Below are 26,419 nucleotides of genomic sequence, written 5' to 3' on the forward strand. Positions count from 1 at the left end.
TCAAGACAAATTTCAAGTCAAACTTGCAAGGCAAACCATGGTTACGATTCAGTCCCAGAAGCTCATCGATTTCGTCGCCGATATCTTCGCCCATGCCGGCTCGTCGGAAGCCGAAGCCCGGCGCATCGGCACCTATCTGGTGACGGCGAACCTTACCGGTCATGACAGCCATGGCGTGATCCGCGTGCCGGTCTATATGCGCTGGCGCAACAATGGCAACATCGTGCCGGATCGCACCGTGAAGCTTCTGGTCGATACGCCCTCGCTCGCGGTGATCGACGGCTGCTGGGGATACGGCCAGACGGTCGGACCGCAGGCGGTCGCGATCGGTATCGAGAAGTGCAAGGCAGCCGGTCTTGCCGCCATCACGTTGCGCAACTCCGGGCATATCGGTCGGATCGGCGACTGGGCGGAGATGGCGGCGGCCGAAGGATTGATCTCGATCCACTTCGTCAATGCCGCGGGTTCGATCCTGGTTGCGCCCTTTGGTGGCGTCGATCGCAGGTTGTCGACCGCGCCATATTGTGTTGGCATTCCGCGCGCCGGCAAATCGCCGATCGTGCTGGATTTCGCCACCTCGCTGGTCGCCGAAGGCAAGGTGCTGGTGGCGAGCCGCGGCGGCAAGAAGCTACCGAAGGGGGCACTGATCAGCCCCGAGGGCGAGCTCAGCGAAGACCCGTCGCAGCTCTATGGCGCCTATGAGGCGGAAGGCGCGCGCGATCACGCAAAGGGCCAAGGCGCCATCCGCGCATTCGGCGATCACAAGGGCTCCGGCCTGGCGCTGGTCTGCGAATTGCTCGGTGGCGCGCTGTCCGGCAATGGTGCCACCAGTTCGCCGCGAAAATTCTCCAACGGCATGTTCGCGGTCTATCTCGATCCCAAGCGCGTCGATGTCGATCAGTTCTTCGACGGCGAAATCACCCGCTATGTCGATTATTTCAAGGCCAGCAAGCCGATTGCGGGGCAGGGGGAAGTGCTGGTGCCCGGCGAGCCGGAGGCGCGCACCCGCGCGGAACGCACCAAAAATGGCGTGCCGCTGCCGGACGAAACCTGGGCGGCGATCATCGCCACGGCCCGCGATGTCGGCATAGGTGACGAGCGCATCACGCGCGCAGTGGGATAGCTCAGGACGTGGAAATCGCTATGCTTGCTGCAGCACTTCAGCAGGCCAACAACAGGAAACAATGATGGCGAACAAGGTCAAGGAAATCTGGGCATCCGGCAAGGCGGTGGTCAATGCGTGGCTGGCGATTCCGTCGGGCTTCTCGGCGGAGGTCATGGCGCAATGCGGCTTCGACAGTGTGACCGTCGACCTGCAGCACGGCGTGCAGGATTATCACTCTATGGTCCAGTGCTTCCAGGCCATGAACGGCCATCCGGTGACCCCGATGGTGCGCGTGCCGTGGAACGAACCGGGTATCATCGGCAAGGTGCTCGATGGCGGCGCCTATGGCGTGATCTGCCCGATGGTCAACACCAGGCAGGAAGCCGAGGCTTTTGTCGCGGCCTGCAAGTATCCACCACGCGGCACCCGCAGCAACGGCCCGATCCGCTCTGGGCTCTATGGCGGCGCTGGCACCTACCAGCAGACGGCCAACGCCGAGACGCTGTGCATTCCCATGATCGAGACCAAGACCGCGGTGGAGAACATGGAAGCCATTCTGGATGTCGACGGCATCTCGGGAGTCTATATCGGACCATCGGACCTCGGTTTCTCCTATGGCCTCGTGCCAAAGCTCGACCGCGACGAGCCGGAGATCCTGAAGATCTACGACAAGCTCCTGAAAGAGTGTGACAAGCGCAAGATCTATCCGGGCATCCATTGCAGCGGCGCGGAAGGCGCGGCGCGCAACGTCAAGATGGGCTTCAAGCTGGTGACGCTGCTGAACGACAGCGGCCTGATGGCGCAGTTCGCCCGGTCCTCGGTGGCGCAGACCCGCAAGGATTCCGAAGGTCGCGCCTGATATTGGAGCCCCGGTTCCGACTCCTGTCGGAACCGGGGCTCTTATTTGTTGTACTGCTCATCCTGATCGGAGGTTCTCATGGCTCCCCCACCCGTCATCCGTCTGCATCCCGACGATGGTGTCGTAATCGCACGTGCGACGTTGCTGCCGGGCGCCGTGGTCGCTGATGGCATCACTGCCGTCGATCGCATTCTCGCGGGTCATAAGGTCGCGGTGAAGCCGATCGCGGTGGGCGAGCCGGTGCGGCGTTATGGCCAGATCATCGGCTTTGCCACTGTGCCGATTGTACCGGGCCAGCATGTGCACACGCAGAATTGCGGCATGGGGGACTTCGCCAAGGACTATGCGTTCGGTGTCGACGTCAAGCCGACGCCGAATTTCGATCTGCCGGCGACCTTCGAGGGCATTCGCCGTCCCGACGGCCGCGTCGCCACCCGCAATTACATCGGCATTCTCACCAGCGTGAACTGCAGCGCACACGTGGCAAGCGTGGTTGCCGACGTGTTCAAGAAGAATCCCTTCACCGGCGACAATCCGCTGGCGGATTTTCCCAATGTCGACGGTGTGGTGGCGCTGACCCACAAGACCGGCTGCGGCATGACCCAGGACGAGCCGCTGGCGTTGCTGCGGCGGACGCTCGGCGGCTACGCGCGCCATGTCAATTTCTCCGCGGTGGTCGTGCTCGGGCTCGGCTGCGAGGTCAACCAGATCGGCGGCCTGATGCAGGAGCAGAAGCTTGCGGGGCGGCTGCGCGAACTGGAGATCCAGAGCATCGGCGGCACCCGCAAGACCGTGGAAGCCGGCGTCGCCTTTGTGCGCGAAGCCTTGACTGACGCGAACAAGGTCAAACGCGAGCCGGTGCCGGCCAGCGAACTCACCGTGGCGCTGCAGTGTGGTGGCTCCGACGGCTATTCCGGTGTCTCGGCCAATCCCGCGCTCGGTGCCGCCAGTGACCTGCTGGTGCGCCACGGCGGCACGGTGATCCTGTCGGAAACGCCGGAGACCTATGGCGCCGAGCATCTCTTGACCCGCCGCGCGGTCAGCCGCGAGGTCGGCGAGAAACTGGTGGCGCTGATGCGCTGGTGGGACGATTACACCGCGCGCGAAGGCGCCGAGATGAACGCCAATCCAAGCCCCGGCAACAAGGCGGGTGGTCTCACCACCATCCTGGAAAAGTCGCTGGGAGCCATGGCCAAGGCGGGTTCGACCAATCTGGTCGACGTGGTGAATTATGCCGAAGCCATCACCAAGAAGGGCTTCGTGTTCATGGATACCCCCGGCTACGATCCGGTAGCGGCGACCGGGCAGGTCGCCGGCGGCGCCAACCTCGTCTGCTTTACCACCGGCCGCGGCAGTGTGTTCGGCTGCAAGCCGTCGCCCTCCATCAAGCTCGCCACCAACACGCCGATGTTCAAGCGGATGGAAGACGACATGGACGTCAATTGCGGCACCATCCTCGACGGCGACGAGAGCGTGCAGCAGTGCGGGCAGCGGATCTTCGACCTGATGCTGCGAGTTGCGTCCGGCGAGCCGACCAAGAGCGAAAGTTTTGACTTTGGCGGCGCGGAGTTCGCGCCCTGGGTGCTCGGGGCGACGATGTAGGCCCGTACAGGCGCGGGAGGCCGGTCCGCAGCTTGCATATTGAGGCTGCGGCCTTCAATGTATGGCCGCTCAAACTAGTACCGCCGATCTGAAATTCCTGCACCATTTGCGGCAAATTCGCCCCAGGAATTTCAGATCGGAAAAGCGGTACTAGAATCATAGGTTTACTAGTGCCCCTCATGCATCCGAAGTTCGTGTCGGAGGGTGCTTCGACGGTGCACGAACTTCGGATGCGGGGCACTAGTGTGCCATTTGCGATGACCGACGCCAAATACCCTCGTGATCTGCGCGGCTACGGCCGCAATCCGCCCGATCCGCGCTGGCCCGATCGCGCCCGTGTCGCCGTCCAGTTCGTGGTCAATTTCGAGGAAGGCGGCGAGAACAACATCCTGCACGGCGATCCGGCCTCGGAGGCGTTTTTGTCCGACGTGCTGGGTGCGCGGCCCTGGCCCGGGCAGCGCCATGCCAATATCGAATCCATGTTCGAATACGGCTCCCGCGCTGGCTTCTGGCGGCTGTGGCGTATGCTGACGCAGCACGACGTCGGCGTCAGCGTGTTCGGCGTGGCCAGCGCGCTGGCGCGCAATCCGGAGATCGTCGCGGCGATGCGCGAGGCGAACTGGGACATTGCGAGCCACGGACTGAAATGGATCGAACATCGCAATATGACCGTCGACGAGGAGCGCGCCAGCATTGCGGAAGCAATCGCTGTGCACACCCAGGCGACGGGCGAACGTCCCATCGGCTGGTACACCGGCCGCTCGTCGATCAATACCAATGCCCTGGTCATGGAAGCCGGCGGCTTTCTCTATCTGTCGGATTCGTATGCAGACGATCTGCCGTACTGGGTCACGGGCGCCAACGGGCCTCATGTGGTCATTCCCTACACCCTCGACAACAACGACATGCGTTTCATCAATCCGCAGGGCTTCAACACCGGCGAGGACTTCTTCACCTATCTGAAGGACAGCTTCGATGTGCTGTATGCCGAGGGCGACACCGCGCCGAAGATGATGTCGATCGGCTTGCATTGCCGGCTGGTCGGGCGTCCCGGCCGCGCCGCGGGCCTGCAGCGCTTTCTCGATCACATTGCGCGGCATGATCGGGTCTGGACGCCGACGCGGCGACAGATCGCGCAGCACTGGCACGACCATCATCAAGATCTCGCGGCGAACGCGCCGTCATTGTCCTGAGAGCTGTCATGAAGCCCATCACCCTCGAGGACCTCAACGCGGCATCCAAGGCGGACTTTGTCGCGGTTTTGGCCAATGCTTTTGAGCATTCACCGTGGATCGCGGAAGCCGCCGCCGATCAGCGCCCGTTCGCGACCATCGCCGAGCTCCTGGCGGCGATGATACAGACGGTGCAGCAGGCCCCGCTTGATCGCCGGATGGCGCTGATCAAGGCTCATCCGGATCTCGCGAACAAGACCCAGCGCGCGGCGGGGCTGACGGCGGACTCCAACGCCGAGCAAAATGGCGCCGGGCTCGACCAACTGTCGGACGCCGAATACGCAGCGTTCGAGCGGGTCAACACCGCCTATCGCAATAAATTCGGCTTTCCCTATATCGTCTGCGTGCGGCGCCACACCAGGGATTCGATCCTGCGCGATTTCGAGCGCCGTCTGCCGAATGAGATGGCGAAGGAGATCGAGCAATCGATCGCCGAGATCTGCCGGATCGCCGCGCTGCGGCTGGACCAACTGGTCAGCGGTGGTGAGCGGCTTGCCGTCAATGGCCGGCTCTCGACCCATGTGCTCGATACCCACAGCGGCAAGCCGGCGGCCGGCATCCCAATCGAACTGATCGAGATCTGTGCGCTTGGCAAAAACCGCGTGATCGCCCGCGCGGTCACCAACGCGGACGGCCGCACCGATCAGCCGCTGATCCACGGCCGGCCGCTGCCGATCGGGCAGTATGAACTGAGTTTCTGCACCGGGCTCTATTTCGCGAAAAAGCAGGTGCCGCTGTCCGACCCGCCGTTCCTCGATCGCATTCCGATCCGCTTCGCCATCGCCGAGCCCGAAGGCCACCTCCACGTGCCGCTCTTGGTGACGCCGTGGAGTTATGGGACTTATCGCGGGAGCTGATGTTCAGCAGTTGGCGTAGCGCGTAGCCCGGGTGAGCGTAGCGACACTCGGGAGCCAATGGTATGGTCGTTTCCCCGCATATCGCTGGCGCTCATGCGGGCTACTCGTGTCATCGTGAAGTTGCCATCTCTCACACATGCTTCGCAGCGGCCGCACTGCTCGCCGCGCCTGCCCGTGCGCTCTCGCCGCTGCCGATGCCGTTGAAGAAGGCGTTCAGCACCACGGCCACCAGCGCCGCCAGCAGGATGCCGGATTCCAGCAGCGGATGCAGGTCGTGCGGCAGCTGCTTGAAGAAGTTCGGCGCCACCAGCGGGATCATGCCGAAGCCGACCGCGATTGCGACAATGAACAGGTTGAAGCGATTATTCTTGAAGTCGACATTGGTCAGGATGCGGGCGCCCGTTGCCGCCACCATGCCGAACATCACGAGGCCGGCGCCGCCGAGCACCACCTGCGGAACCGCTTCGATCAGCGCGGACATCTTCGGCACGAGCCCGAGGATCAGCATGATGGCGCCGCCGGCAATCGTCACCCAGCGTGACTTGATGCCGGTGACGCCGACCAGGCCGACATTCTGCGAGAACGAGGTATAGGGAAACGTGTTGAAGATGCCGCCCAGGAGTGTGCCGACGCCGTCGGCGCGCAGGCCGCGTGACAGCGCCTCCTGATCGACCTTCTTTTCGGTCATGTCGCCAAGCGCCAGGAACATGCCCAGCGATTCGATCATCACCACGATCATCACGACGCACATGGTGATGCAGGGGATGAGATAGAATTTCGGCATGCCGAAGTGGAATGGCGTCACGATGTCGGCCCAGGCCGCGGCCGCGACCTTCTCGAAATGCATCACGCCGAGCAGGCTGGCGAGGATGGCGCCGGCGATGATGCCAAGCAGCACGGCCACATTGGCGACGAAGCCCGAGCCCCATTTGATCAGCCCCAGGATCACCAGCAGCACGAACAGGGCAATGCCGAGCCCCTGCAATTGGCCATAATTGGGGTTGGGGAAGGCGCCGGGCACGCCGTCGACCATCTTGGTCAGCGTCGGCAGGCCGCCGCCGGCCCAGTTGACGCCCACCCGCATCAGCGAGATGCCGATCACCATGATGATGGTGCCGGTGACCACCGGCGGGAACAGCGGCAGCAGGCGGCTGATGAAGGGCGCGGCAATGATGCTGAAAATGCCGGCAACGATCACGGCGCCATAGATCCCGAGCAGCCCCACGTCGGGCGCCGCCGCCATCGACAGCATCGGTCCGACCGAGGCGAATGTCACTCCCATCATCACCGGCAGGCGGATGCCGACGCCGGGAAAGCCGATACATTGGATCAGGGTGGCGAGGCCGCAGGCGAACAAATCGGCGCTGATCAGGAAGGCGACGTCTTCCGGCGGCAGCTTCAGGGCGCGCCCGATGATCAGCGGCACCGCCACCGCGCCGGCATACATCACCAGCACATGCTGCAATCCCAGCGCGAACAGCCGCGGATACGGCAATATCTGATCGACAGGATGCAACGCCTGTCCGGCCGAGGAAGTGTCGCTGCTCATGATAGCCCCCCGTTCTGACTGCCCCCCGGCAGTGACCTCCGATCTAAACGCATAATCAAATCGCATGCCAGATCGCGTCGCTTGGATGCATTGCAACAAACTGGATTTCTTGGAAGGATGGGGATGGGCCGGAGGGCTGGCGCGACCCGCCGACACGGCTGACGTAGCAAAATTCCCGCGACATGACCGGAGACCAAAGACGTGGCACTCGTTCAGAACAAGTACGGCAAGGGCCGGGTTCGTGTGATGCGGATCAACAAGTCAGCCGAACGGCACGAGGTCAGCGAACTGACGGTCAAGGCGATGATCGAGGGCGATTTCAGCCGCGCCTATACCCACGCCGACAATGCCACCTGTATCTCAACCGACACCGTGAAGAACGTCGTCAATGTGGTCGCGCGTGAAAATCTGGCGTTGTCGAACGAGCTGTTCTGTCAGGCGGTAGCAAAAAAACTGTTCGACAGCTATCCGCAGGTCTCCTCCGTCAAGGTCAGCGCGCACGAGACCAAATGGACGCGACTGGCCGTTGGCGGCAAGCCGCATGCCCACAGCTTTCTGCTTGATGGCAATGGAAAGCCATCCACGGAGGTTTCGGGCGTGCGCGGCGGCGAGATGGTGGTCCGGTCCGGAATCGACGGCTTCACGTTCATGAAGACCACCGAATCTGGCTGGGCCAGCTACGCCAAGGATCCGTATACGACCATTCCGGAAACCCACGATCGGATGTGCGCCACCAGCATGGAGGCGTCCTGGCGCTGGCGCGCCGCGCCACAGGATTATGCGGCGACCAACGCCAAAATTCTCGACACCATGCTGGAGGTATTCGCCACCACCTACAGCGCGAGCGTGCAGGACAGCCTGTACCGGATGGGAGAGGCGGCGCTGGCCGCGGTGCCTGAGATCCAGGACATCACCATGGCTTGTCCCAACAAGCATTATCTGCTGATCAACCTGTCTCCGTTTGGCCTCGACAACAACAATCAGGTGTTTCTGCCGACTGACGAGCCGCACGGCCAGATCGAGTGCACCGTCGGACGCTGAGAGCATCAGCCAGCCGGCCGACTGCTGTGGCCGCAGATCAGGCCGGCGTTTGATCGCGCGTCCGCGCTTGCTATAAGCTGGCGAGGCAGCAACCGAGGTCGGCCCTGCCGTCGTCTGGAGACCGGTTCCCGGCATGGAAGCACAGTCCACCACCCCTGCAGCCGTGTCGCTGGGCACAGAGATCACGGAGCGCATCGACCGGCTGGCATTGATTTCGGCGGATGAGGGCGCGATCACGCGGGTGTTCCTGTCGCCTGAACACCGCCGGGCCGCGGATCTCCTGCTGTCCTGGATGCGCGAGGCCGGCATGAGTGCGCATCTCGACGCCATCGGCAACGTGGTAGGACGTTATGAGGGTGATCGGCCCGGCCTGCCTTGTCTGATGCTGGGCTCACATTATGACACCGTGCGCAACGCCGGCCGCTGGGACGGCCCGCTCGGGGTAATCACCGCGATCTCCTGCGTAGCGGCGCTGCACCGGCGTGGCCGGCGCTTTCCGTTCGCCATCGAAGTCGTTGGTTTTGCCGACGAGGAGGGCGTGCGGTTCGCCTCGACCCTGCTCGGCAGCCGTGCGATTGCCGGCACCTTTGACGACAGTGCACTGGGTGTCAGGGATCGTGATGGCGTGACCATGCGTGATGCGCTCACGCAATTCGGGCTCGATCCCGGGCATATTGGCGCGGCCGCGCGCGCGGGGCGGGAGGTGCTGGGTTATGTCGAGTTGCACATCGAGCAGGGGCCTGTGCTTGAAGCGGAAGGTTTGCCGGTTGGGGTCGTCACCGCAATCAGTGGGGCGACGCGGCTTGTGGCTTCATTGGAGGGCATGGCCGGGCACGCCGGCACCGTGCCGATGCCGCTGCGCCGCGATGCGTTGACGGGCGCTGCGGAATGCATTCTCGCCATCGAATCCTATTGCCGGGCGCGTCCGGGGCTGGTCGGCACCGTCGGTCACATCCTGGCGGAGCCGGGCGCGACCAATGTGATTCCGGGCCGGGCCACGTTCACCATGGACATCCGCGCCGCCGGCGATACCGGCCGCAAGGGAGCGGCCGCGGAATTGATCAAGGCGATTCAGGAGATCGCGCAGCAGCGCAAACTGATTGCCAACATCACCATTACCCACGAGAATCGCACGGTGGCCTGCGCCGACTGGCTCAAGGCGCAAATCTCCGACGCGGTGGCCGCGGAAGGTTATCGCGTGCTGGACCTGCCGAGCGGGGCCGGCCATGACGGCATGGCGATGATCGACCTCACCGACGTGGCGATGATCTTCGTGCGCTGCCGCGGCGGCATCAGCCATCATCCGGATGAACACACGGAGCTCGCCGATGTCGAAGCCGGCGCCCGCGTCCTGTTGCGGGTGATCGAGAATTTCCAACCCAAGGGCCTACAAGCCGATACGCAGACGTGAAGACTCCCAGCCGCGGCATGCGCTAGCTTGCGGCCGATATCCTGCCACTCCATTGCAACAAAAAACCGGGAACGAAACAGATGGCCTCAACGAAAAAGAAAATCGCATGGATCACCGGCGGCGGCAGCGGCATCGGCTTGGCCGGCGCGCAGGCGCTGGCCGCGGACGGATGGACCGTGGTGATTTCGGGCCGTCGTGCCGACGTGCTGGATCAGGCCGTGAAGGAGATCGGTGGTGATGCATCTGCCATGGCGCTGGATGTGGGCAACGTGGCCGATGTCGAACGCGTGGCCCAGGCGATTCTGAAGCAGCAGGGACGCATCGATCTGCTGGTCAACAGCGCGGGGCTCAACGTCCCCAAGCGCAGCTGGGCCGATGTCTCCACCGAGAGCTGGGATCATGTCGTCGACATCAACTTGAATGGCCTGCTGTATTGCATTCGCGCGGTCTTGCCGGCAATGCGGGCACAGAAGGATGGCTGCATCATCAATATCGCCTCGTGGGCCGGACGCTTCGTATCCAAGATGACTGGCCCGGCCTATACCGCGACAAAACATGCGGTGGTCGCACTGACCCATTCGCTCAATATGGAAGAATTTCAGAACGGCATCCGCGCCTGCGCATTATCGCCGGGCGAGGTGGCGACGCCGATCATGAAACTGCGGCCGGTGCCGCCGAGCGAGGCCGACATGGCGCGCATGCTGCAGGGCGATGATCTCGGCCGCACCATCGCCTTTGTCGCAAACATGCCGCCCCATGTCTGCATCAATGAAATCCTCATCAGCCCGACATGGAATCGCAGCTATGCCGGTGCGGGCCCATAGTGCGGCCTGATGAAGCGGTCCGGATATGATACGGAGTTCGATATGCGTCGTGCATTGATGCATGTTCTGATTGTGGTGGGTGCGGTATTGGCGGTTTCCGCCGTGCCGGCCTCTGCCATGGACATGAGCCGCGCGGTCGCGCAGCTTTATGCCGATGTGTCGGCCTATCCGCCGAAGCCGGGCCAGTTGACGGTCTGCTACGGCCTGATGTGCCGGCGTCGCATGGAATTCGCCTTCACGTCGGGCGATCGCGGAGCTCTGACCGGCATCATGGCGGCAGGCAAATCATCCGCCGCGGCCGAGCGCGCGGCGGTGCAGAAAGCCGTGATCTGGTTCGATCGCCGGCTTGGCCCGATCCTCGGCACCAACAAGCGGGTCGCCAACGCCGACTTTCGCGCCAAGGATGTCACCACCAACTTCGACTGCTGGGACACCACGCGCAATATCAGCGGCCTGCTGGTGATCATGCAGGATTGGGGCCTGCTGAAGCATCATCGGGTGGGCGATCCCCGCTATCGCGGCAATCCGCTGATCGGCCAGACGCCGCACAACACGCCGGTCCTGGTCGATCGCAGCAATGTCGAATGGGTCGTCGATCTGTGGACGCGCGGGTATGGCGAAGCACCTGAGGTGATGACCGCAGATGTTTGGGTGAAGCGGGATTAACGCGCAGGCACGCTGGACAATCAGCTCTTTCGGTCGGTCAGGATCTCTCGGGCCTCCGTGTCTTCCCGCTTGCGCAGCAGATCGGTGGCGAGGTCGGACAGCGCCGGGCGTGGCAGTGCCGTGAACGGCAACGGGCGGGTCACTTCGATGGCCGCGAGGCCGAGCCGGGCCGTCAACAGGCCGTTGAGGATGCCCTCGCCGAGGCGTGACGACAGTTTGGCAGCGATGCCGTGCCCCAGCATCTGCTGGATCAGGTTGTCGCTGGCGGCGAGGCCGCCGGTGATCGTCAGGTGCGCGATCACCTGCCGCCCCAGCTTGATCAGGCCCAGCGCGCCGGGGCGCCCCCCATAAAGCCGTGCCAGTTGCCGGACCAGCCGCGCGGAGGCGGCGAATACGAACAGGACATCGACCACGGCGCGCGGGCTGACCGCGGTGACGATCGACACCCGTTGCGCAACGCTCGAGATCATGCGGCGCGCTTCCTGATCGAGCGGGCCCATCAGTTCGCGCTCGGCCAGCCGCAGCATGTCGGCGCCGTCGATGATGTCGGACCCCAGGCCTTGCAGCGTTCCGCGCGCATGGGCGAGGCGGGGATTGCCGTGCGCGATCTTCAGGAGATCGCGGACGATCGCGCCGGCGTCATTGCGATCGTCGCTGGCGAGTGTCGCCGCCGCCCGCGCATGCAGTTGCTCGATGGTGGCGAGCCGCAGCAGTCCCAGAATCTCCCGCACCGCGATCGCGACCAGCGCGACCGCGAACACCAGCGCGAAGCCCAGCCCGATGAAGCCGAGGCCCTCGCTGCGGTTGAACAGGTCGTCGACCAGATTGCTGATGCCGAGGCCGAGGCCCAGCAGCACGAGGCCGCCAAGCGAGCCCCAGAACCAGCGGCCCCAGCGAATGCCGCGCGAGGGCGCGATCATGGTGTCATCGAGCGGCACCGGCAGCGCGGGCTCCGGCTCCGGCACCACATGCACGGTGCCGCGTGAGGGGCGGCTGTCGTCATCGGGCGAGGTCACGACCACATGCGGATCGTCGAGCTTGAAGGTCGCCGGCCGGCGGGGGCGTTCGCTCATTGCAGTCGGTCTCCGATCAGGAATTGGAGCGCGCGGTCGAGGCGAATGTGCGGCAAATATGGGGTGTCGCCGCCGCTGCTCTCGAGCCGCGGCGGTCGGAGACGCAGGAAACGATAGTCGGCATGGTCCGCCGTACCATGGCTAAGGCCCTTGAAATCGGGCGCCGCGCCGGTGGCAAACAGCTCGTCCAGGTTTGTCGGCAGGTCGCCGGGAAAGGTCGCGACTTCGGTCGCGCCGTCGAAGGCCTCACCATTGGCGACTTCGCCCTCGGCCGGTGTGCCGACGATCGAGGGCAGCTGCTCATGGCCGCGCTGGACACGGGCCTCGCGGGTGGCGCGCACGGCTGACAGCGCCACCACGTCGACCGCGGCGCGGGAGAATTCAGCCTGGCTCACCGCCCGCTCCACCATCCGTTTGAGGATGGCTTCGAGGCGGTCGTGGCTCGTATGGTGCAGATGATCGGCCTTGGTGGCGGCAAACAGGATCCGGTCGATCCGCGGCCGCAGCAGCGAGCTGAAGAACGTGCTGCGGCCGATCCTGAAGCAGTCGAGAATGCCCGCCAGCGCCGCCTGCAGGTCGTGCAGCGCCTCCGGGCCGGCATTGAACGCCGCCAGCGCATCGACCAGCACGATCTGGCGGTCGAGCCGTGTGAAATGATCGCGGAAAAAGGGACGCACCACGACGTCCTTGTAGGCCTCGTAGCGCCGCTGCATCATCGCCCACAGCGAGCCGTTCGGCGCGGTTGCTTCGTCAGGCACGCTGAGCGGTGCAAAGGTCAGTGCGGGTGATCCCGCCAGGTTGCCCGGCATCAGGAAGCGGCCCGGCGGCAGCAGGCTCATCGCAAAGCGTTCATCGCGGCAGGCGCGCAGATAGTCGGTGAAGAGACGCGCGGATGTGAGCGTCGCCTGCTCGTCGGCGCGCGCGAGCGGATCGAGGGTTGCGAGGTGCGCGTGCCACTCGGTCGCAAGTCGTGCGCGTGGTCCCGCGCGCGACAGCGCAAGGCTTTCCACCGACCAGGCCTCGTAGCTTTTGGTCAGCAACGGCAGATCGAGCAGCCATTCCCCGGGATAGTCGACAATGTCGAGGGTCAGCGTGCGGTCGGCGCCGTTCGGCCGCTGATAGTCAATCACCAGCCGCAACTCGCTGATGTCGGTGGTCGACTGCGGCCATTGCCGCTGCTCCGTCAAGGTACGGACATGGCTCTCATAGGCGAAGCGCGGCACCGCGTCGTCGGGCTGCGGTTCGAGCCGGGCCCGGGCGATCCGTCCGGTCGCAAACGCCTCGAACACCGGGAAGCGTCCGCCGCGCAGCAGGCCGTGGATCAGCGCGGTGATGAATACGGTCTTGCCGGCGCGTGACAGGCCAGTGACGCCGAGGCGGACGGTCGGGTTGAACAGATGATCGCCATAATCGGCGATCGCCTGCAGCGACAGCCGGGTCTCTTCGACAAGATCGGACAAATTGAAAGCCATCGGCCGGATCAAACGTGGATATTCGAAGAAAATCAACATGTGAGCGTCCTGGCCCGGCTTTTGCTAGTCTTCAGGCGAGCACTTTGCCGCGGACCGCAACAGCGTACCGGCCTGTGCCGGGGAGACACGGAACGTTCACGACGCTGTGCTTGATTGACGCAACCAAGAACCCAATTGCCCCATGAGACGACAAATTTTTGCCGCCTCGCTGTTGGACCAAGCGCCCCATGACGATCTTTCGGTTGAAGCAAATGGCCACCAGCGCGTTGCAGGGCGCCCCCAGGGGCGTGACCTGGAACTATGACCGCGCGGAGCTGTGGGCCGATGGCGTCGTTCATATCGTCGGTGTCTGCTGCGGTCTGATCGCGGCGGTGGTTTTGATCGTGCTCGCCAGCATCTATCTCACCGGAGCACAGGTTGCGGCCGTGGTGATCTACGCCACCGGCCTGCTGACCATGCTGGGGATTTCGGCCACCTACAATCTGCTGCCGGTGTCGCGCTGGAAATGGCGGCTGCGCCGCCTCGATCATTCGGCGATCTACGTCTTGATTGCGGCCACCTACACCCCGTTCATCGTGCAGATGAAGGGCAGCATTACGGCAATCGTTTTGCTGATCGCGGTCTGGTCGGTGGCGGCCGTGGGGATTGTATTGAAGATTGCGTTGCCTGGCCGCTTCGACAAGCTGTCGATCGGGCTATATCTCGCCATGGGCTGGAGCGGAGTCATGATCTACGACACCGTGGTGGCCACGCTGTCGCCCTTGACGCTCGGGCTGATCGCCGCGGGCGGCGCGCTGTATTCGCTCGGCGTTATTTTCCATGTCTGGGAGCGACTGCGGTTCCAGAACGCGATCTGGCACGCTTTCGTTTTACTCGGTGCGGCCTGCCACTATACTGCGGTGCTCGATCTGGTTTTGGTCCGATCCTTGGCCTGATCGCGGCGTTTTAAACGTCTGGTCCAACCGCAGGATGAATACATGCAGGTGCAGGGTAAAGTCGTCGTCGTTACCGGCGGCGCCAACGGGATCGGCAAGGCGCTGGCCGAAGTTTTCCATCGCGAAGGTGCGGCAAAAGTTGTGGTCGCGGATCTCGATGGCACGGGGGCTGATGTGGTCGCCGCCGGGATCGGCGGCGCCGCGTTCCGCACCGATGTCGGCAGCGAGCAGGACATCAGGCATCTGATTGCGGAGACCGAGCGCCAGTTCGGTCCCATTGCGTTGTTCTGTTCCAATGCGGGTATCGGCGGTGGCTTCGATCCGCTGTCCGTCAATGCAGGCGGCTCGTCCGACGATCCCTGGATGAAGAGCTGGGCCGTCAATGTGATGGCCCATGTCTATGCCGCGCGCCATCTGGTGCCGCTGATGAAGCAGCGTGGCGGCGGCTATTTCCTCAACACGGTGTCGGCCGCGGGCCTGTTGTCGCAGGTCGGCAGCGCGGCTTATTCCACCACCAAGCATGCGGCGGTGGGATTTGCCGAAAACCTGGCGATTTCGCACAGGGCGCATGGCGTCAAGGTCTCGATCCTCTGCCCGCAGGGCGTCGACACCAACATGCTGCGTGGCCTGCCGCAGGGGCCGCAGTCGGCTGACGGCAATCTCAGCCCGGAGGCGGTGGCGCAATCCGCTCTGGAAGGCATCGGGCGCGAGCAATTCCTGATCCTGCCGCATCCTCAGGTCGCCGGCTACATGCGTGCCAAGCTCGATAATTACGACCGCTGGATTGGCGGCATGGCCAAGATCCAGGCCAAGCTGCGGGAGGCATCAGAAAGTTGATACGCCAGCTCCTCACCATGAGGAGCAGGTCAATGCTTCTGCCCGTAGAGAATCGGCACGGCTGAATCCACCATGATCTCGACGAGGCTCGTGCCTGAATGCACGAAGCTTCCCGCCAGCGCGGCGGCAAGATCCGCCGCGCGCGTGACGCGGACCGCGTGGCAGCCGAACCCTTCGGCGATCTTGACGAAGTCGATGCCGGGGAGGTCGAGGCCCGGCACATTGCGCACCTGCATCACCTGGCTGAACGAGCGCATGGCGCCGTAGCCGGAGTTGTTGATCACAACCACCGTCAGCGGCAGCTTGCGTTGCGCCGCGCTCCACAGTGCCTGGATCGAATACATCGCCGAGCCGTCACCGATCAGGCAGACCGTGCGCCGGCTTGGCTGCGCCAGAGCGATGCCGACCGAGGCCGGCAACGACCAGCCGAGCCCGCCGCTCGCCATGGTGTAGAAGCTGTCCGCGCCACGCATCGGCAGGAATTTCTGCATTGCCGGCCGATGCGAAGGGGCTTCTTCCACCAGTGCCGCATCCGCCGGCATGGTGGTCGACAGCGCGTGCATCAGGAACTCGATCGGGATCGGGTCGGCTGCTGCCGGCGCCGGTGGCAGTATCCGGCCGGTGGGAAAGGCACGGCGCGTGTCCGGCAGTTTGTCCAGCAGCATGGTCAAAGCCGGCTTCATGGTGGCGAGGATGCTGGTGCCGACCGGCGCGACAGCGGCGGCGGTCGGATCGTCGGTGATCTGGAACAGCGTGGTGCCGTTCTCGAAAATGGTGGCGTGGCCCTCGACATGGAAGGTGAACACCGGCGCGCCGATCACCACCACAAGGTCGTGGTCGCGCAGGGCGTCGGAGAGCTGTGCCGGCGAGGCGTGCAGGAAGCCCGCGAATTGCGGATGCCGCTCGGGGAAACTGCAACGCGCCGAGAACGGGCTGACCCACACTGCGGCGCGGCTGCGTTCCGCCACCTTGACCGCGAGATCCACCGCCTGCGCGCGGTCGACGCCGGGGCCAATCACCAGTGCCGGCGTCTTGCTGTTGGCGAGCGCTGCAGCCAGGGCATCCATCGCTTCGGGATCGGGGCCAAGGTCGCGGCTGACACGGCGGGGCTCGATCGGTGGCGTCTGCCGGGTCCAGTCGTCGATCGGCACCGACACGAAGGTCGGGCCGCAGGGCGCCTGCATGGCGGTGTAATAGGCGCGGGCGACCGCGGCGGGCACGTCTTCCGCCCGCGCCGGCTCGACGCTGTATTTGACGTAGGGCCGCGGAAATTCGGAGGCACGTTCTGCATAAAGGAAGGCCTGCAGCGGCAGGATGCTGCGGGCCTGCTGGCCGGCGGTGATCACCATCGGTGTCTGGTTGCGGTGCGCGGTGTAGATGTTGCCGAGCGCATGGCCGACGCCGGCGGCCGAGTGCAGGTTGACGAACGCCGCATTGCGTGTCGCCTGGGCATAACCATCGGCCATGCCGATCACGGTAGCTTCCTGCAGCCCCAGCACGTACTCGATGTCGTCGGGCCAGTCGCTCAGGAACGGCAGTTCGGTGGAGCCGGGATTGCCGAACACTTTCTTGATGCCGAACGCGCGGAGCAGATCGAAGGTCGCCTGCTTGACGCTGACCGGTGCGTGATTGCCTTTTGTGGTTTTCGTGGACACGGCTCACCTCGCTGTTGCATTGCACCGACGCGAGCCTGTCGTTCCTCAAGCACCGGCGCGTCTAACTACCCGCGGCAGGCGTCGGCAGGCAAGGCCGGGTTACGCACGAGTTACCAGGCCGCCGTTCCCTTCATGGTCGGCACGCCGGCATTGTTGGCGCTCCACACCTCGAGGCCGGAACCGGTCTCATTGGCATTGAGGCTGAACTCGGCGCCATCGAAAAGCGGATTGACGCCACGATAGTTGAAGCTGCGCGGGCTGGTGTCGGCGCGCAGCGTGGCAGCATATTCGACCAGCAGCGAGGCCTGCAGCGGGCCGTGGACGATCAGGCCGGGATAACCTTCCACCTTGGTCACATAGTCGCGGTCGTAGTGGATGCGGTGGCCGTTGAAGGTCAGCGCGGAATACCGGAACAGCAGCACGGGATCGGCCAGGTGGGTACGGCGATGCTGTCCCGGAGGCGCCGCGGCAGGGGCTGCCGGCGCGGCCGAGGAGGGGCCGGGCGCGTCGCGGTACACGATGTCCTGCCGTTCGCGGATGGCGACGCCACGAGAGGTTTCGATGGTGTGAGCCACACTGACAAAGCAAAGCGTCCCGGTGCTGCCGGTCTTCAGCGTCACATCGGTGATTGTCGAGTTGCGCGTGACCTCGTCGCCGACCCGGATCCGGTCCTGAAATTCCAGCAGTCCGCCGGCCCACATCCGCCGCGGCAGCGGCACCGGCGGCAGGAAGCCGCCGCGGGTGGGATGGCCATCCGGGCCCAGCGCCGACATCGGCGCCACCGGCTGTGCCAGGCACCAGTGCGTGGTCAGCGGTGCCACGTCGCCCAGTGCCGGTTTGCCAGGATCGATAAACAGTGTCGCGCGCAGGCCGCGGACCAACTGTGGCGTGACAAGATCGGAGGCGCTTTCGCTGCGGCCGATCCAGCTGCGCAAATGATCGAGATCGAGGGGCTCGCTCATCAGCTCTTCCTTTTGCTCAGGGTCTCTTGAATCACGTCGGTATGTTCGCCGACCGCAGGCACCGCTGTATACGCGCGGTCCTGATCCACAAAAATGGCGGCGGGTGCGGGGTAGGCGACAACGCCTTCCGGCGTGCCGACCTCGATCCGCCGCAGATGCGGATGCGTGGTCAGGTCGGCCATGGTGTTGACTTCGGCAAAGGCGATGTCGGCGTCGTCAAGCCGCCGCAGCAGCGTGTCGCGCGTATGAGCCGCGAAGATGTCGCCAACGGTCTTGTCGGTGAGCGCGCGGTTGCGCACCCGTTCCACCATGTTCTGGAAACGCGGATCGCTGGGCAGCTCCGGCACACCGAGCACGTCGGTGCAAAGCTTCTTCCATTCCCGCTCGCTCTGGATCGAGATCAGGATGTCCTTGCCGTCTTTCGAGCGGAACACGCCATAGGGCGCGATCGAGGGATGCGCCAGGCCCATGCGTTTCGGCGGATTGCCGGCTTCTGCATTGAGCAGCGGCACCGTCAGCCAGTCGGCCATCACGTCGAACATCGAAATGCGGATGTCCGCGCCCTGGCCGGTGCGCGAGCGTGCGATCAGCGCCTCCAGTACGGCGGCGTGCGCGGTCGCGCCGGTGGCGACGTCGACAATGGAGACCCCGACCCGCGAGGGGCCTTCCGGGCCGCCTGTGATGGAGGCCAGGCCGCTCTCGGCCTGGATCAGCAGATCATAGGCCTTGCGGTTCGCATAGGGGCCATCATCGCCGTAGCCTGAGATGGTGCAGCAGATCAGGGATGGATAGTCCTTGCGCAGCCGCTCGAGCGTAAAGCCGAGCTTGTCCATGGAGCCCGGCTTGAGGTTCTGCACCAGCACGTCGGCGCCGGCGATCAGCGCTTCCAGCGTCTTGCGGCCCTCGCCGGTCGCAAGGTCGATGACCACGGATTTCTTGCCGCGGTTGAGCCAGACGAAATAGCTGCTTTGTCCCTTCGCGGCGGCGTCGTAGCCGCGCGCGAAATCGCCTTCCGGCCGTTCCACCTTGATCACGGTGGCGCCGGCGTCCGCAAGCCGCGAGGTGCAGAATGGGGCCGCGACCGCCTGTTCGACGGCGATGACGGTCAGTCCTTCGAGCGCGCGCATGGCCGGCCTCAATACGAGCGCGGCATGCCGAGCACATGCTCGGCAACGTAGGACAGGATCAGGTTGGTCGAGATCGGCGCCACCTGGTAGAGCCGCGTCTCACGGAACTTGCGCTCGACGTCGTACTCCTCGGCAAAGCCGAAGCCGCCATGGGTCTGCACGCAGGCATTGGCCGCGTCCCAGGACGCATCGGCCGCAAGCATCTTCGCCATGTTGGCTTCAGCGCCGCAGTCCAGTCCGGCCTCATACTTGCGGGTGGCCTCGCGCACCATCAGTTCGGCGGCGCGCATCGCCGCATAGGCCTTGGCGATCGGAAACTGGATGCCCTGGTTCTGGCCGATCGGCCGGCCGAACACCACACGCTCGCGCGCATAGTCGGTGGTCTTCTTGATGAACCATTTGGCGTCGCCGATGCATTCCGCAGCGATCAGGATGCGCTCGGCATTCATGCCGGAGAGGATGTAGCGGAAGCCCTTGCCTTCCTCACCGATCAGGTTTTCCGCCGGCACCTTCAAATTGTCGAAGAACACCTCGGTGGTGGCATGGTTCATCATGGTGCGGATCGGCCGGATGGTCAGTCCGTTGTTCCGCGCCGCTTTCATGTCGACGATGAAGACCGACAAGCCGTCGGTGCGCTTGGCGGCCTGATCCTTCGGCGTGGTGCGCGCCAGCAGGATCATCACGTCGGAATGCTCGGCGCGGCTGGTCCAGATCTTCTGGCCGTTGACGATGTAGTGGTCGCCTTCGCGCTTCGCGAAGGTCTTGAGTGACGACGTATCGGTGCCGCTGGTCGGCTCGGTGACGCCGAATGCCTGCAGCCGCAGTTCGCCGCTGGCGACGCGCGGCAGCCATTTCGCCTTCTGTTCGTCATTGCCGTGCCGCAGCAGCGTGCCCATGGTGTACATCTGGGCGTGGCAGCCGCCGCCGTTGCAGCCGGCGCGCTGGATCTCTTCCAGGATCGCGGCCGCGGCCGACAGCTTCAGCCCGGCGCCGCCATATTCTTCGGGAATGAGGACCGACAGATATCCGGCCTTGGTCAAGGCATCGACGAAGGCGCCGGGATAGGCCATCTCGCGATCGAGCTTGCGCCAGTATTCGCCGGGAAACTGCTCGCACAGCTTGCCGACGGCTTCGCGGATATCTCGGAATTCATCAGTCTCGGTGTCTGTCATCGAAGTTGGCGATCCATCCCGGCAGCGCGCATTGTCTCGGCGCCCATATGTTAGTCGTGCGTTTAACGCCCTAGTTCTGAGAGATCACTTCGCGCTTTGCAATGCCAATCGCCCCGCGCGCCTGCATGGGGCTATGCCCGCGGAACAGGATACATCCGCAGGGGACGGCAGGGGATAAAATCGAGGAATAACAGTTATAAGCCGCCGATACCTTTTCAGGACGGGATGCGAACCGGCAGGTCCTCATAGCCCCTGACAAAGCTGGAATAGACCCGCTTCGGCTCGCCGACCACCTCGATGGTCTCGAACCGCTTGAGGATCTCTTCCCAGACGATCTTCAGCTGCAGTTCGGCCAGCCGCATGCCGACGCAGCGGTGGATGCCGAAGCCGAACGACATGTGCTGGCGCGGCCGGGCGCGGTCGATGATGAAGCTGTCGGGGTTCTCGATGACCTCGCCATCGCGGTTGCCCGAGATGTACCACATCACCACCCGGTCGCCCTTGCGGATGGTCTTGCCGCCGAGCTCGGTGTCCACGAGGGCCGTGCGGCGCATGTGCGCCAGCGGCGTCTGCCAGCGGATCACTTCAGGCACGAAGCTGTCGATTAGCGCCGGGTTGCGGCGCAGCTTGTCGTATTGATCCGGGTTTTCGTTCAGCGCCAGCACCGATCCGGTCATGGTGTTGCGGGTGGTGTCGTTGCCGCCGACGATCAGCAGGATCAGGTTGCCGAGCAGGGTGTCCTTGTCCATGTAACGCATGGCATCGCTGTGCGCCATCATCGAGATCAGGTCGCTGCGCGGCTCGACATTGAGGCGCTCGTTCCACAGCCGTGTGAAATAGTCGGCGCATTCGCCGAGCTCGGTGAGCCGCTGCTCCTCGCTGTCGTAGATCATGCTCTTCGGCAGGGCTGTGGCGAGATCCGACCATCGCGTCAGCTTGCGGCGGTCGTCCCAGGGGAAATCGAACAGTGTCGCCAGCATCTGGGTGGTGAGCTCGATCGAGACCCGGTCGACCCAGTTGAAGGTTTCGTTGCGCGGCAAGTTGTCGAGAATCAGGCTGGCGCGTTCGCGGATCAGGATCGCAAGCTTGTCGAGATGTTTCGGCGTGAACATCGGCGACACGGTCTTGCGCTGCGGCGCGTGCATCGGCTCGTCCATGGCGATGAAGCTCGGCCAGGCGTAGTCCGGTGAGACGTCGCGCAGCCCGATGCCGCCGAGCTTGACGTCGGACGAATAGATCGCGGCGTTGGTGTCGACATGCATGATGTCGTGATACCGGGTCACCGACCAGTAGTTGCCGACCGGACTGGTGGAGCAGAAATGCACCGGCTCTTCATTGCGCAGCCGTTCGAAATAAGGCCACAGCGTGTCCGAGCGGAACAGCTCGGGATGGCCTGGGTGGAACTCCGCAAGCGGCATCGCATAGGCTTTTTCACGCGCGTCCTGCTGAACCTTGCGCTGCGCGCTGTCGATGGTGCCGTGCATGTGGAATCCCTGAGTTATTGCGAGCGGCAGTCTATCACCCGGGAATCCGCACCGGTAGGGTTTCGTAGCCCTTGACGAAGCTGGAAAACACCCGCTTCGGCTCGTCCACCACCTCGATTGTCTCGAAGCGCTTGAGGATCTCTTCCCATACGATCTTGAGCTGCAGTTCCGCAAGCCGCAGCCCGACGCAGCGATGGATGCCGAAGCCGAATGAGAGATGTTGGCGCGGACGCGCCCGATCGATGATGAAGCTGTCGGGATTGTCAATCACGGTGTCGTCATGATTGCCCGACACGTACCACATCACCACCTTGTCACCCTTCTTGATCTGTTTGCCGCCGAGCTCGGTATCCTTGAGCGCGGTGCGCCGCATATGCGCGAGCGGGGTTTGCCAGCGGATGACTTCCGGGACGAAGCTGTCGATCAGTGCGGGGTTGTCGCGCAATTTGCGATATTGATCGGGGTTCTCGTTCAGCGCCAGCACCGAGCCGGTCATGGTGTTGCGGGTGGTGTCGTTGCCGCCGACGATCAGCAGAATGATGTTGCCGAGAAACGTCTTCGGATCCATGTCGCGGGTGGCGTCCGCATGCGCCATCATCGACAGCAGGTCGCTCTTGGGCGGTGCGTCGACACGTTCATTCCAGAGTCTGGCGAAATAGGCGCCGCACTCTTGCAGCTCGGTCTGCCGGCGGTCTTCCGCGGCCTGGTCCGCCGGGATCGTGGTCGCCACGTCAGACCAGTGCGTCAGCTTGCGGCGATCCTCCCAGGGGAAGTCGAACAACGTGGCGAGCATCTGTGTGGTCAGTTCGATCGAGACGCGATCGACCCAGTCGAATGTCTGGTTGCGCGGCAACGCATCGAGACACTCGGCGGTGCGTTGCCGGATCGACGCCGCGAGTTCATCGAGATGGGTGGGGGTGAACATCGGCGCGACGGTCTTGCGCTGCGCGCTGTGCTTGGGCTGATCCATCGCGATGAACATCGGCCGGCGGAATTCCGGCCTGGCGTCGCGGATGGTGATGCCGCCGAGGCTTGCCTCCGACGAATAGGTCTCGTGGCTGGTTTCGACCTGCATGATGTCGTTGTACTTGGTCACCGACCAGTAGGGGCCGAACATACTGGCGCGGCAGTAGTGCACCGGGTCTTCGCGGCGCAGCCGTTCAAAGTAGGGCCAGAGCGTATTGCTGCGGAATAGCTCCGGATTGCCGACGTCGAAATCCTCCAGCGGCGTCGCATAGGCCTTGTCGCGGGCGATCTGGATGTCTGAGGCGGGGCCGGCCTGAATCGCGAGGTCCATGGTGTTTCTCCCGAACTGCCCCGGTGAGGCAGGTTGCCGTCGTTGCGGCTGTTGCCGGTCCTCCGATGGGGCCCGGCACGGGCGATTACAGCGGTTCAAACCGGGGAGGGCAAGTCACGGGGGGCGGTGCGATGTGAAGCCGGGCGGCGCTGCCGGCGGGGATCTTTGGCACCTGTATTGAGGGTGATAGAGGCCGTCGCTGCGATCTCGTAGAGTCTATATTTACCTATTATGTCGCTGTTTTTACTTAATAAAAACTTTGACAGTTGGATAAATTTGAACCGAGATTTTTAAGAGTTTAGGGCTCGTATACCAAGACTTGAACCTGCAACCGGGTCAGCTGAGGAACGCAGAATGCGACTTTTCAACTCATCACAGGATGTGAAGGCCAAGCTCGAGGCGATCAACCGCTCCCAGGCCATGATCGAATTCAATCTCGACGGCACCATCATTACCGCGAACGAGAATTTTCTGAATGCGCTGGGTTACCAGCTTGATGAAATCCGCGGCAAACATCACAGCTTGTTTGTCGACGATGCCACCCGCAACAGCGCCGAGTATCGTGCCTTCTGGGATTCGCTGCGACGGGGGGAATACCAGGCGCGCGCCTACAAGCGGGTCGCCAAGGGCGGGCGGCCGATCTGGATTCAGGCCTCCTACAATCCGCTGTTCGGCCGCAACGGCAAGCCGTTCAAGGTGGTAAAATTCGCCACCGACATCACGGCGGCGCGGATGCTGGCCGCCGATCATGAAGGACAGATCCAGGCGATCCACAAATCCCAGGCTGTGATCGAATTCAATCTCGATGGCACCATCATCACTGCCAACGAGAATTTTCTCAAAACCATGGGTTACCGGCTGGACGAGATCCAGGGCAAACACCACGGCATATTCGCGACGCCGGCCTACCGCAGCAGTGTGGCCTATCGCGACTTCTGGGATGCCTTGCGACGGGGTGAATACCAGGCCGGCGAGTATGAGCGGGTCGGCAATGGCGGCCGTTCCGTCTGGATCCAGGGCGCCTACAATCCGGTCAGCGATGCCGACGGCAAGGTGATCAAGGTCGTCAAATTCGCGATCGACACGACCCAGCAGGTGCAGGACCGAATGCGGCGTGGCGAGATCCAGAAATCGATCGACAGCGATCTCCAGCAGATCACGCGCGCTGTGACCACGGCCTCGGAGCGGGTGACGTCAGCGGTTTCGACCTCCACCCAGGCCTCGTCCAACATGCAGGCGGTGGCCACCGGTGCGGAGGAACTGGCCGCTTCGGTCGGAGAAATCAGCCGCCAGGCGTCCGATGCCTTGAGCATCTCGAAGCAGGCGGTGAACCAGGCCAACGAAACCAGCGCCATCGTGTCCGGTCTTGCGGCGTCGGCCCAGAAGATCGGCGACGTGGTCAAGCTGATCAACAACATCGCCGATCAGACCAACCTGCTGGCGCTCAATGCAACCATCGAGGCGGCGCGCGCAGGGGAAGCGGGGCGGGGCTTTGCGGTGGTCGCGTCGGAGGTCAAGAGCCTCGCGACCCAGACCTCGAAGGCGACCGATGAGATCAGCGGCCAGATCGCCGAGATCCAGGGCACCACCACCAACGCGGTCGATGTGATCGAGGCCATCACGCAGACGATTTCCCGTGTCAACGAAATCTCGTCGGCGATCGCGGCATCGGTCGAGGAACAGGCGGCGGTCACGCAATCGATCTCGGCGAACATGCAGGATGCCGCTCGCGGCGTCGTCGACATCAATGCCAACATGAATGAAATCGCCGCCGAAACCAGATCCGTGGACGGTGCAACCCGCAAGGTCGCCGAAGCGGCCCGGGCGCTCGCCTAAGCGGCTCATCTCTCAGAGGCGGCTAATCTCAGGGAGTGTCACCTAGCGCCCTTCTCTTGTGATCTGGCCCGTGGCAGACTCGGGCCAGATCACAAATTCAAGAGCGGGCGCAGTCTTCTGGCGCCGCTCCGGGGGAGACCGGCGAGAGATGATTCCCAACGCACAGCGCATATTCAATTTCGATCTCGGCGAGACCGCGGATGCGATCCGCGAGACGGTGCGGGATTTTTCGGCGAATGAGATCGCGCCGCGCGCCGACGAAATCGACAAGAGCAACCTGTTTCCGCGCGACCTCTGGCCCAAGCTGGGTGCGCTGGGCCTGCACGGCATCACCGTGGAAGAGGACTACGGCGGATCGGGGCTTGGCTATCTCGAGCATTGCATCGCCATGGAAGAGATTTCGCGGGCCTCGGCGTCGGTCGGGTTGTCCTATGGCGCGCACTCTAACCTGTGCGTCAACCAGCTGCGGCGCAATGGCACCGACGCGCAGAAGCGCAAGTACCTGCCGAAGCTGATCTCCGGCGAGCATGTCGGGGCGCTGGCGATGTCGGAGCCGGGTTCCGGCTCCGACGTGGTGTCGATGACCACCCGTGCCGACAAAAAGGGTGATCGTTATGTGCTGAACGGCAGCAAGATGTGGATCACCAACGGTCCAGTGGCGGAGACCCTGGTGGTCTATGCCAAGACCGATCCCGCGGCGGGGCCGCGGGGCATCACGGCCTTCATCATCGAAAAGGGCATGAAGGGATTTTCCACCGCGCAGAAGCTCGACAAACTCGGGATGCGCGGTTCCGACACCGCCGAACTGGTGTTCGCGGACTGCGAAGTGCCGGAGGAGAATGTGCTCAGCGATGTCGGCCGCGGCGTCAATGTGCTGATGTCGGGTCTCGACTATGAGCGCGCGGTGCTTGCCGCCGGTCCGCTGGGCATCATGCAGGCCTGCCTCGATGTGGTGATGCCGTATGTGCACGAGCGCAAGCAATTTGGTCAGCCGATCGGCAGCTTCCAGCTGGTGCAGGGCAAGGTCGCGGACATGTACGTGACGATGAACGCCGCGCGCGCCTATGTTTATGCGGTGGCGAAGGCCTGCGACCGCGGCGAGACCACCCGTGAAGATGCCGCCGGCGCCATTCTCTACGCCGCCGAGCGGGCGACCCAGTGCGCGCTCGATGCCATCCAGCTGCTCGGCGGCAACGGTTACATCAACGACTATCCGACCGGACGACTGCTCCGGGATGCCAAGCTCTACGAGATTGGCGCCGGCACCAGCGAGATCCGCCGCATGCTGATCGGGCGCGAGCTGTTCGAGAAAACGGCGTAGGCGACGAACTTTGCTCCTCATGGTGAGGAGGCGCTCCGCGCCTTCTCGAACCATGAGGCCTCGGCCTCATCCTTCGAGACGCCCTCTACGAGGGCTCCTCAG

General features: G+C 63.8%; 22 protein-coding genes. 13 read left to right on the plus strand and 9 right to left on the minus strand.

What is annotated here, in order from left to right; genetic code table 11:
- Positions 1-37 precede the first annotated feature (37 nt).
- The 5 genes from RS897_RS17130 (at position 38) to uraD (ending at position 5,655) form a co-directional block, all read left to right on the plus strand.
- A complete protein-coding gene (locus RS897_RS17130; RefSeq protein ID WP_315837699.1) occupies positions 38-1,123 on the plus strand; it encodes a malate/lactate/ureidoglycolate dehydrogenase in 1,086 nt (361 codons plus the stop codon).
- A gap of 64 nt (positions 1,124-1,187) precedes the next feature.
- Positions 1,188-1,964, plus strand: coding sequence for an HpcH/HpaI aldolase family protein (locus RS897_RS17135; protein WP_315837700.1), 777 nt, complete (start codon positions 1,188-1,190; stop codon positions 1,962-1,964).
- Between the two features lie 78 nt (positions 1,965-2,042).
- On the plus strand, positions 2,043-3,566 hold the full coding sequence (locus tag RS897_RS17140) for a UxaA family hydrolase (protein ID WP_315837701.1): 1,524 nt from the start codon (positions 2,043-2,045) through the stop codon (positions 3,564-3,566).
- Positions 3,567-3,823: 257 nt separating this feature from the next.
- Positions 3,824-4,759 carry an allantoinase PuuE gene (gene puuE / locus RS897_RS17145; RefSeq protein WP_315837702.1) on the plus strand — a complete coding sequence of 312 codons (936 nt, stop codon included), beginning with the start codon at positions 3,824-3,826 and terminating at the stop codon, positions 4,757-4,759.
- An 8-nt stretch (positions 4,760-4,767) separates the two neighbouring features.
- Positions 4,768-5,655 (plus strand): 2-oxo-4-hydroxy-4-carboxy-5-ureidoimidazoline decarboxylase, encoded by an 888-nt coding sequence (gene uraD, locus RS897_RS17150; RefSeq protein WP_315837703.1) that lies wholly within the window; start codon positions 4,768-4,770, stop codon positions 5,653-5,655.
- 130 nt (positions 5,656-5,785) lie between these two features.
- Here uraD and RS897_RS17155 read toward each other — a convergent pair whose 3' ends face one another.
- Positions 5,786-7,204, minus strand: coding sequence for a nucleobase:cation symporter-2 family protein (locus RS897_RS17155; RefSeq protein ID WP_315837704.1), 1,419 nt, complete (start codon positions 7,202-7,204; stop codon positions 5,786-5,788).
- 201 nt (positions 7,205-7,405) lie between these two features.
- On the opposite strand from RS897_RS17155, the gene pucL reads away from it, so the two are divergent.
- The 4 genes from pucL (at position 7,406) to RS897_RS17175 (ending at position 11,146) form a co-directional block, all read left to right on the plus strand.
- Positions 7,406-8,245: a factor-independent urate hydroxylase gene (gene pucL / locus RS897_RS17160; RefSeq protein WP_315837705.1), complete on the plus strand. Its 840-nt coding sequence runs from the start codon at positions 7,406-7,408 to the stop codon at positions 8,243-8,245.
- 133 nt (positions 8,246-8,378) lie between these two features.
- Positions 8,379-9,656 (plus strand): allantoate amidohydrolase, encoded by a 1,278-nt coding sequence (locus tag RS897_RS17165; RefSeq protein WP_315837706.1) that lies wholly within the window; start codon positions 8,379-8,381, stop codon positions 9,654-9,656.
- An 80-nt stretch (positions 9,657-9,736) separates the two neighbouring features.
- Positions 9,737-10,480: an SDR family oxidoreductase gene (locus RS897_RS17170; protein ID WP_315837707.1), complete on the plus strand. Its 744-nt coding sequence runs from the start codon at positions 9,737-9,739 to the stop codon at positions 10,478-10,480.
- A 42-nt stretch (positions 10,481-10,522) separates the two neighbouring features.
- The gene (locus RS897_RS17175) at positions 10,523-11,146 is read left to right on the plus strand and encodes a hypothetical protein (RefSeq protein WP_315837708.1); all 624 of its coding nucleotides are present in this window, start codon (positions 10,523-10,525) and stop codon (positions 11,144-11,146) included.
- A 20-nt stretch (positions 11,147-11,166) separates the two neighbouring features.
- Here the strand turns inward: RS897_RS17175 and RS897_RS17180 are convergent, their stop codons facing one another.
- Both RS897_RS17180 and RS897_RS17185 read right to left on the minus strand, forming a co-directional pair.
- Complete coding sequence (locus RS897_RS17180) at positions 11,167-12,219, minus strand: YcjF family protein (RefSeq protein ID WP_315837709.1); 1,053 nt, start codon at positions 12,217-12,219, stop codon at positions 11,167-11,169.
- Complete coding sequence (locus RS897_RS17185) at positions 12,216-13,691, minus strand: YcjX family GTP-binding protein (RefSeq protein WP_315838667.1); 1,476 nt, start codon at positions 13,689-13,691, stop codon at positions 12,216-12,218. The genes RS897_RS17180 and RS897_RS17185 overlap by 4 nt, the downstream gene beginning before the upstream one ends.
- Positions 13,692-13,918: 227 nt before the next feature.
- Between RS897_RS17185 and trhA the strand changes: the two genes are divergently transcribed.
- Both trhA and RS897_RS17195 read left to right on the plus strand, forming a co-directional pair.
- Positions 13,919-14,626 carry a PAQR family membrane homeostasis protein TrhA gene (trhA, locus tag RS897_RS17190; protein ID WP_315837710.1) on the plus strand — a complete coding sequence of 236 codons (708 nt, stop codon included), beginning with the start codon at positions 13,919-13,921 and terminating at the stop codon, positions 14,624-14,626.
- Between the two features lie 42 nt (positions 14,627-14,668).
- The gene (locus RS897_RS17195) at positions 14,669-15,463 is read left to right on the plus strand and encodes an SDR family oxidoreductase (protein WP_315837711.1); all 795 of its coding nucleotides are present in this window, start codon (positions 14,669-14,671) and stop codon (positions 15,461-15,463) included.
- A gap of 29 nt (positions 15,464-15,492) precedes the next feature.
- On the opposite strand, the gene mdlC is transcribed toward RS897_RS17195, so the two are convergent.
- From mdlC to RS897_RS17225, 6 genes are all read right to left on the minus strand, one after another.
- Positions 15,493-17,118 (minus strand): benzoylformate decarboxylase, encoded by a 1,626-nt coding sequence (gene mdlC / locus RS897_RS17200; RefSeq protein ID WP_315837712.1) that lies wholly within the window; start codon positions 17,116-17,118, stop codon positions 15,493-15,495.
- 110 nt (positions 17,119-17,228) lie between these two features.
- Entirely contained in the window at positions 17,229-18,080 is an 852-nt protein-coding gene (locus tag RS897_RS17205) for an HTD2 family dehydratase (protein ID WP_315837713.1), read from the minus strand.
- Positions 18,080-19,207 (minus strand): CaiB/BaiF CoA transferase family protein, encoded by a 1,128-nt coding sequence (locus RS897_RS17210; protein ID WP_315837714.1) that lies wholly within the window; start codon positions 19,205-19,207, stop codon positions 18,080-18,082. The genes RS897_RS17205 and RS897_RS17210 overlap by 1 nt, the downstream gene beginning before the upstream one ends.
- An 8-nt stretch (positions 19,208-19,215) precedes the next feature.
- On the minus strand, positions 19,216-20,379 hold the full coding sequence (locus tag RS897_RS17215) for an acyl-CoA dehydrogenase family protein (RefSeq protein WP_315837715.1): 1,164 nt from the start codon (positions 20,377-20,379) through the stop codon (positions 19,216-19,218).
- A 215-nt stretch (positions 20,380-20,594) separates the two neighbouring features.
- Complete coding sequence (locus RS897_RS17220) at positions 20,595-21,863, minus strand: cytochrome P450 (RefSeq protein WP_315837716.1); 1,269 nt, start codon at positions 21,861-21,863, stop codon at positions 20,595-20,597.
- 34 nt (positions 21,864-21,897) lie between these two features.
- Positions 21,898-23,160 carry a cytochrome P450 gene (locus RS897_RS17225; protein ID WP_315837717.1) on the minus strand — a complete coding sequence of 421 codons (1,263 nt, stop codon included), beginning with the start codon at positions 23,158-23,160 and terminating at the stop codon, positions 21,898-21,900.
- A 354-nt stretch (positions 23,161-23,514) separates the two neighbouring features.
- On the opposite strand from RS897_RS17225, the gene RS897_RS17230 reads away from it, so the two are divergent.
- Both RS897_RS17230 and RS897_RS17235 read left to right on the plus strand, forming a co-directional pair.
- Complete coding sequence (locus tag RS897_RS17230) at positions 23,515-24,996, plus strand: methyl-accepting chemotaxis protein (protein ID WP_315837718.1); 1,482 nt, start codon at positions 23,515-23,517, stop codon at positions 24,994-24,996.
- 148 nt (positions 24,997-25,144) lie between these two features.
- Positions 25,145-26,317, plus strand: a complete 1,173-nt coding sequence (locus tag RS897_RS17235; protein ID WP_315837719.1) for an isovaleryl-CoA dehydrogenase — start codon at positions 25,145-25,147, stop codon at positions 26,315-26,317.
- Positions 26,318-26,419 lie beyond the last annotated feature (102 nt).

The organism is Bradyrhizobium prioriisuperbiae, from assembly GCF_032397745.1.
Lineage (GTDB): Bacteria > Pseudomonadota > Alphaproteobacteria > Rhizobiales > Xanthobacteraceae > Bradyrhizobium_A > Bradyrhizobium_A prioriisuperbiae.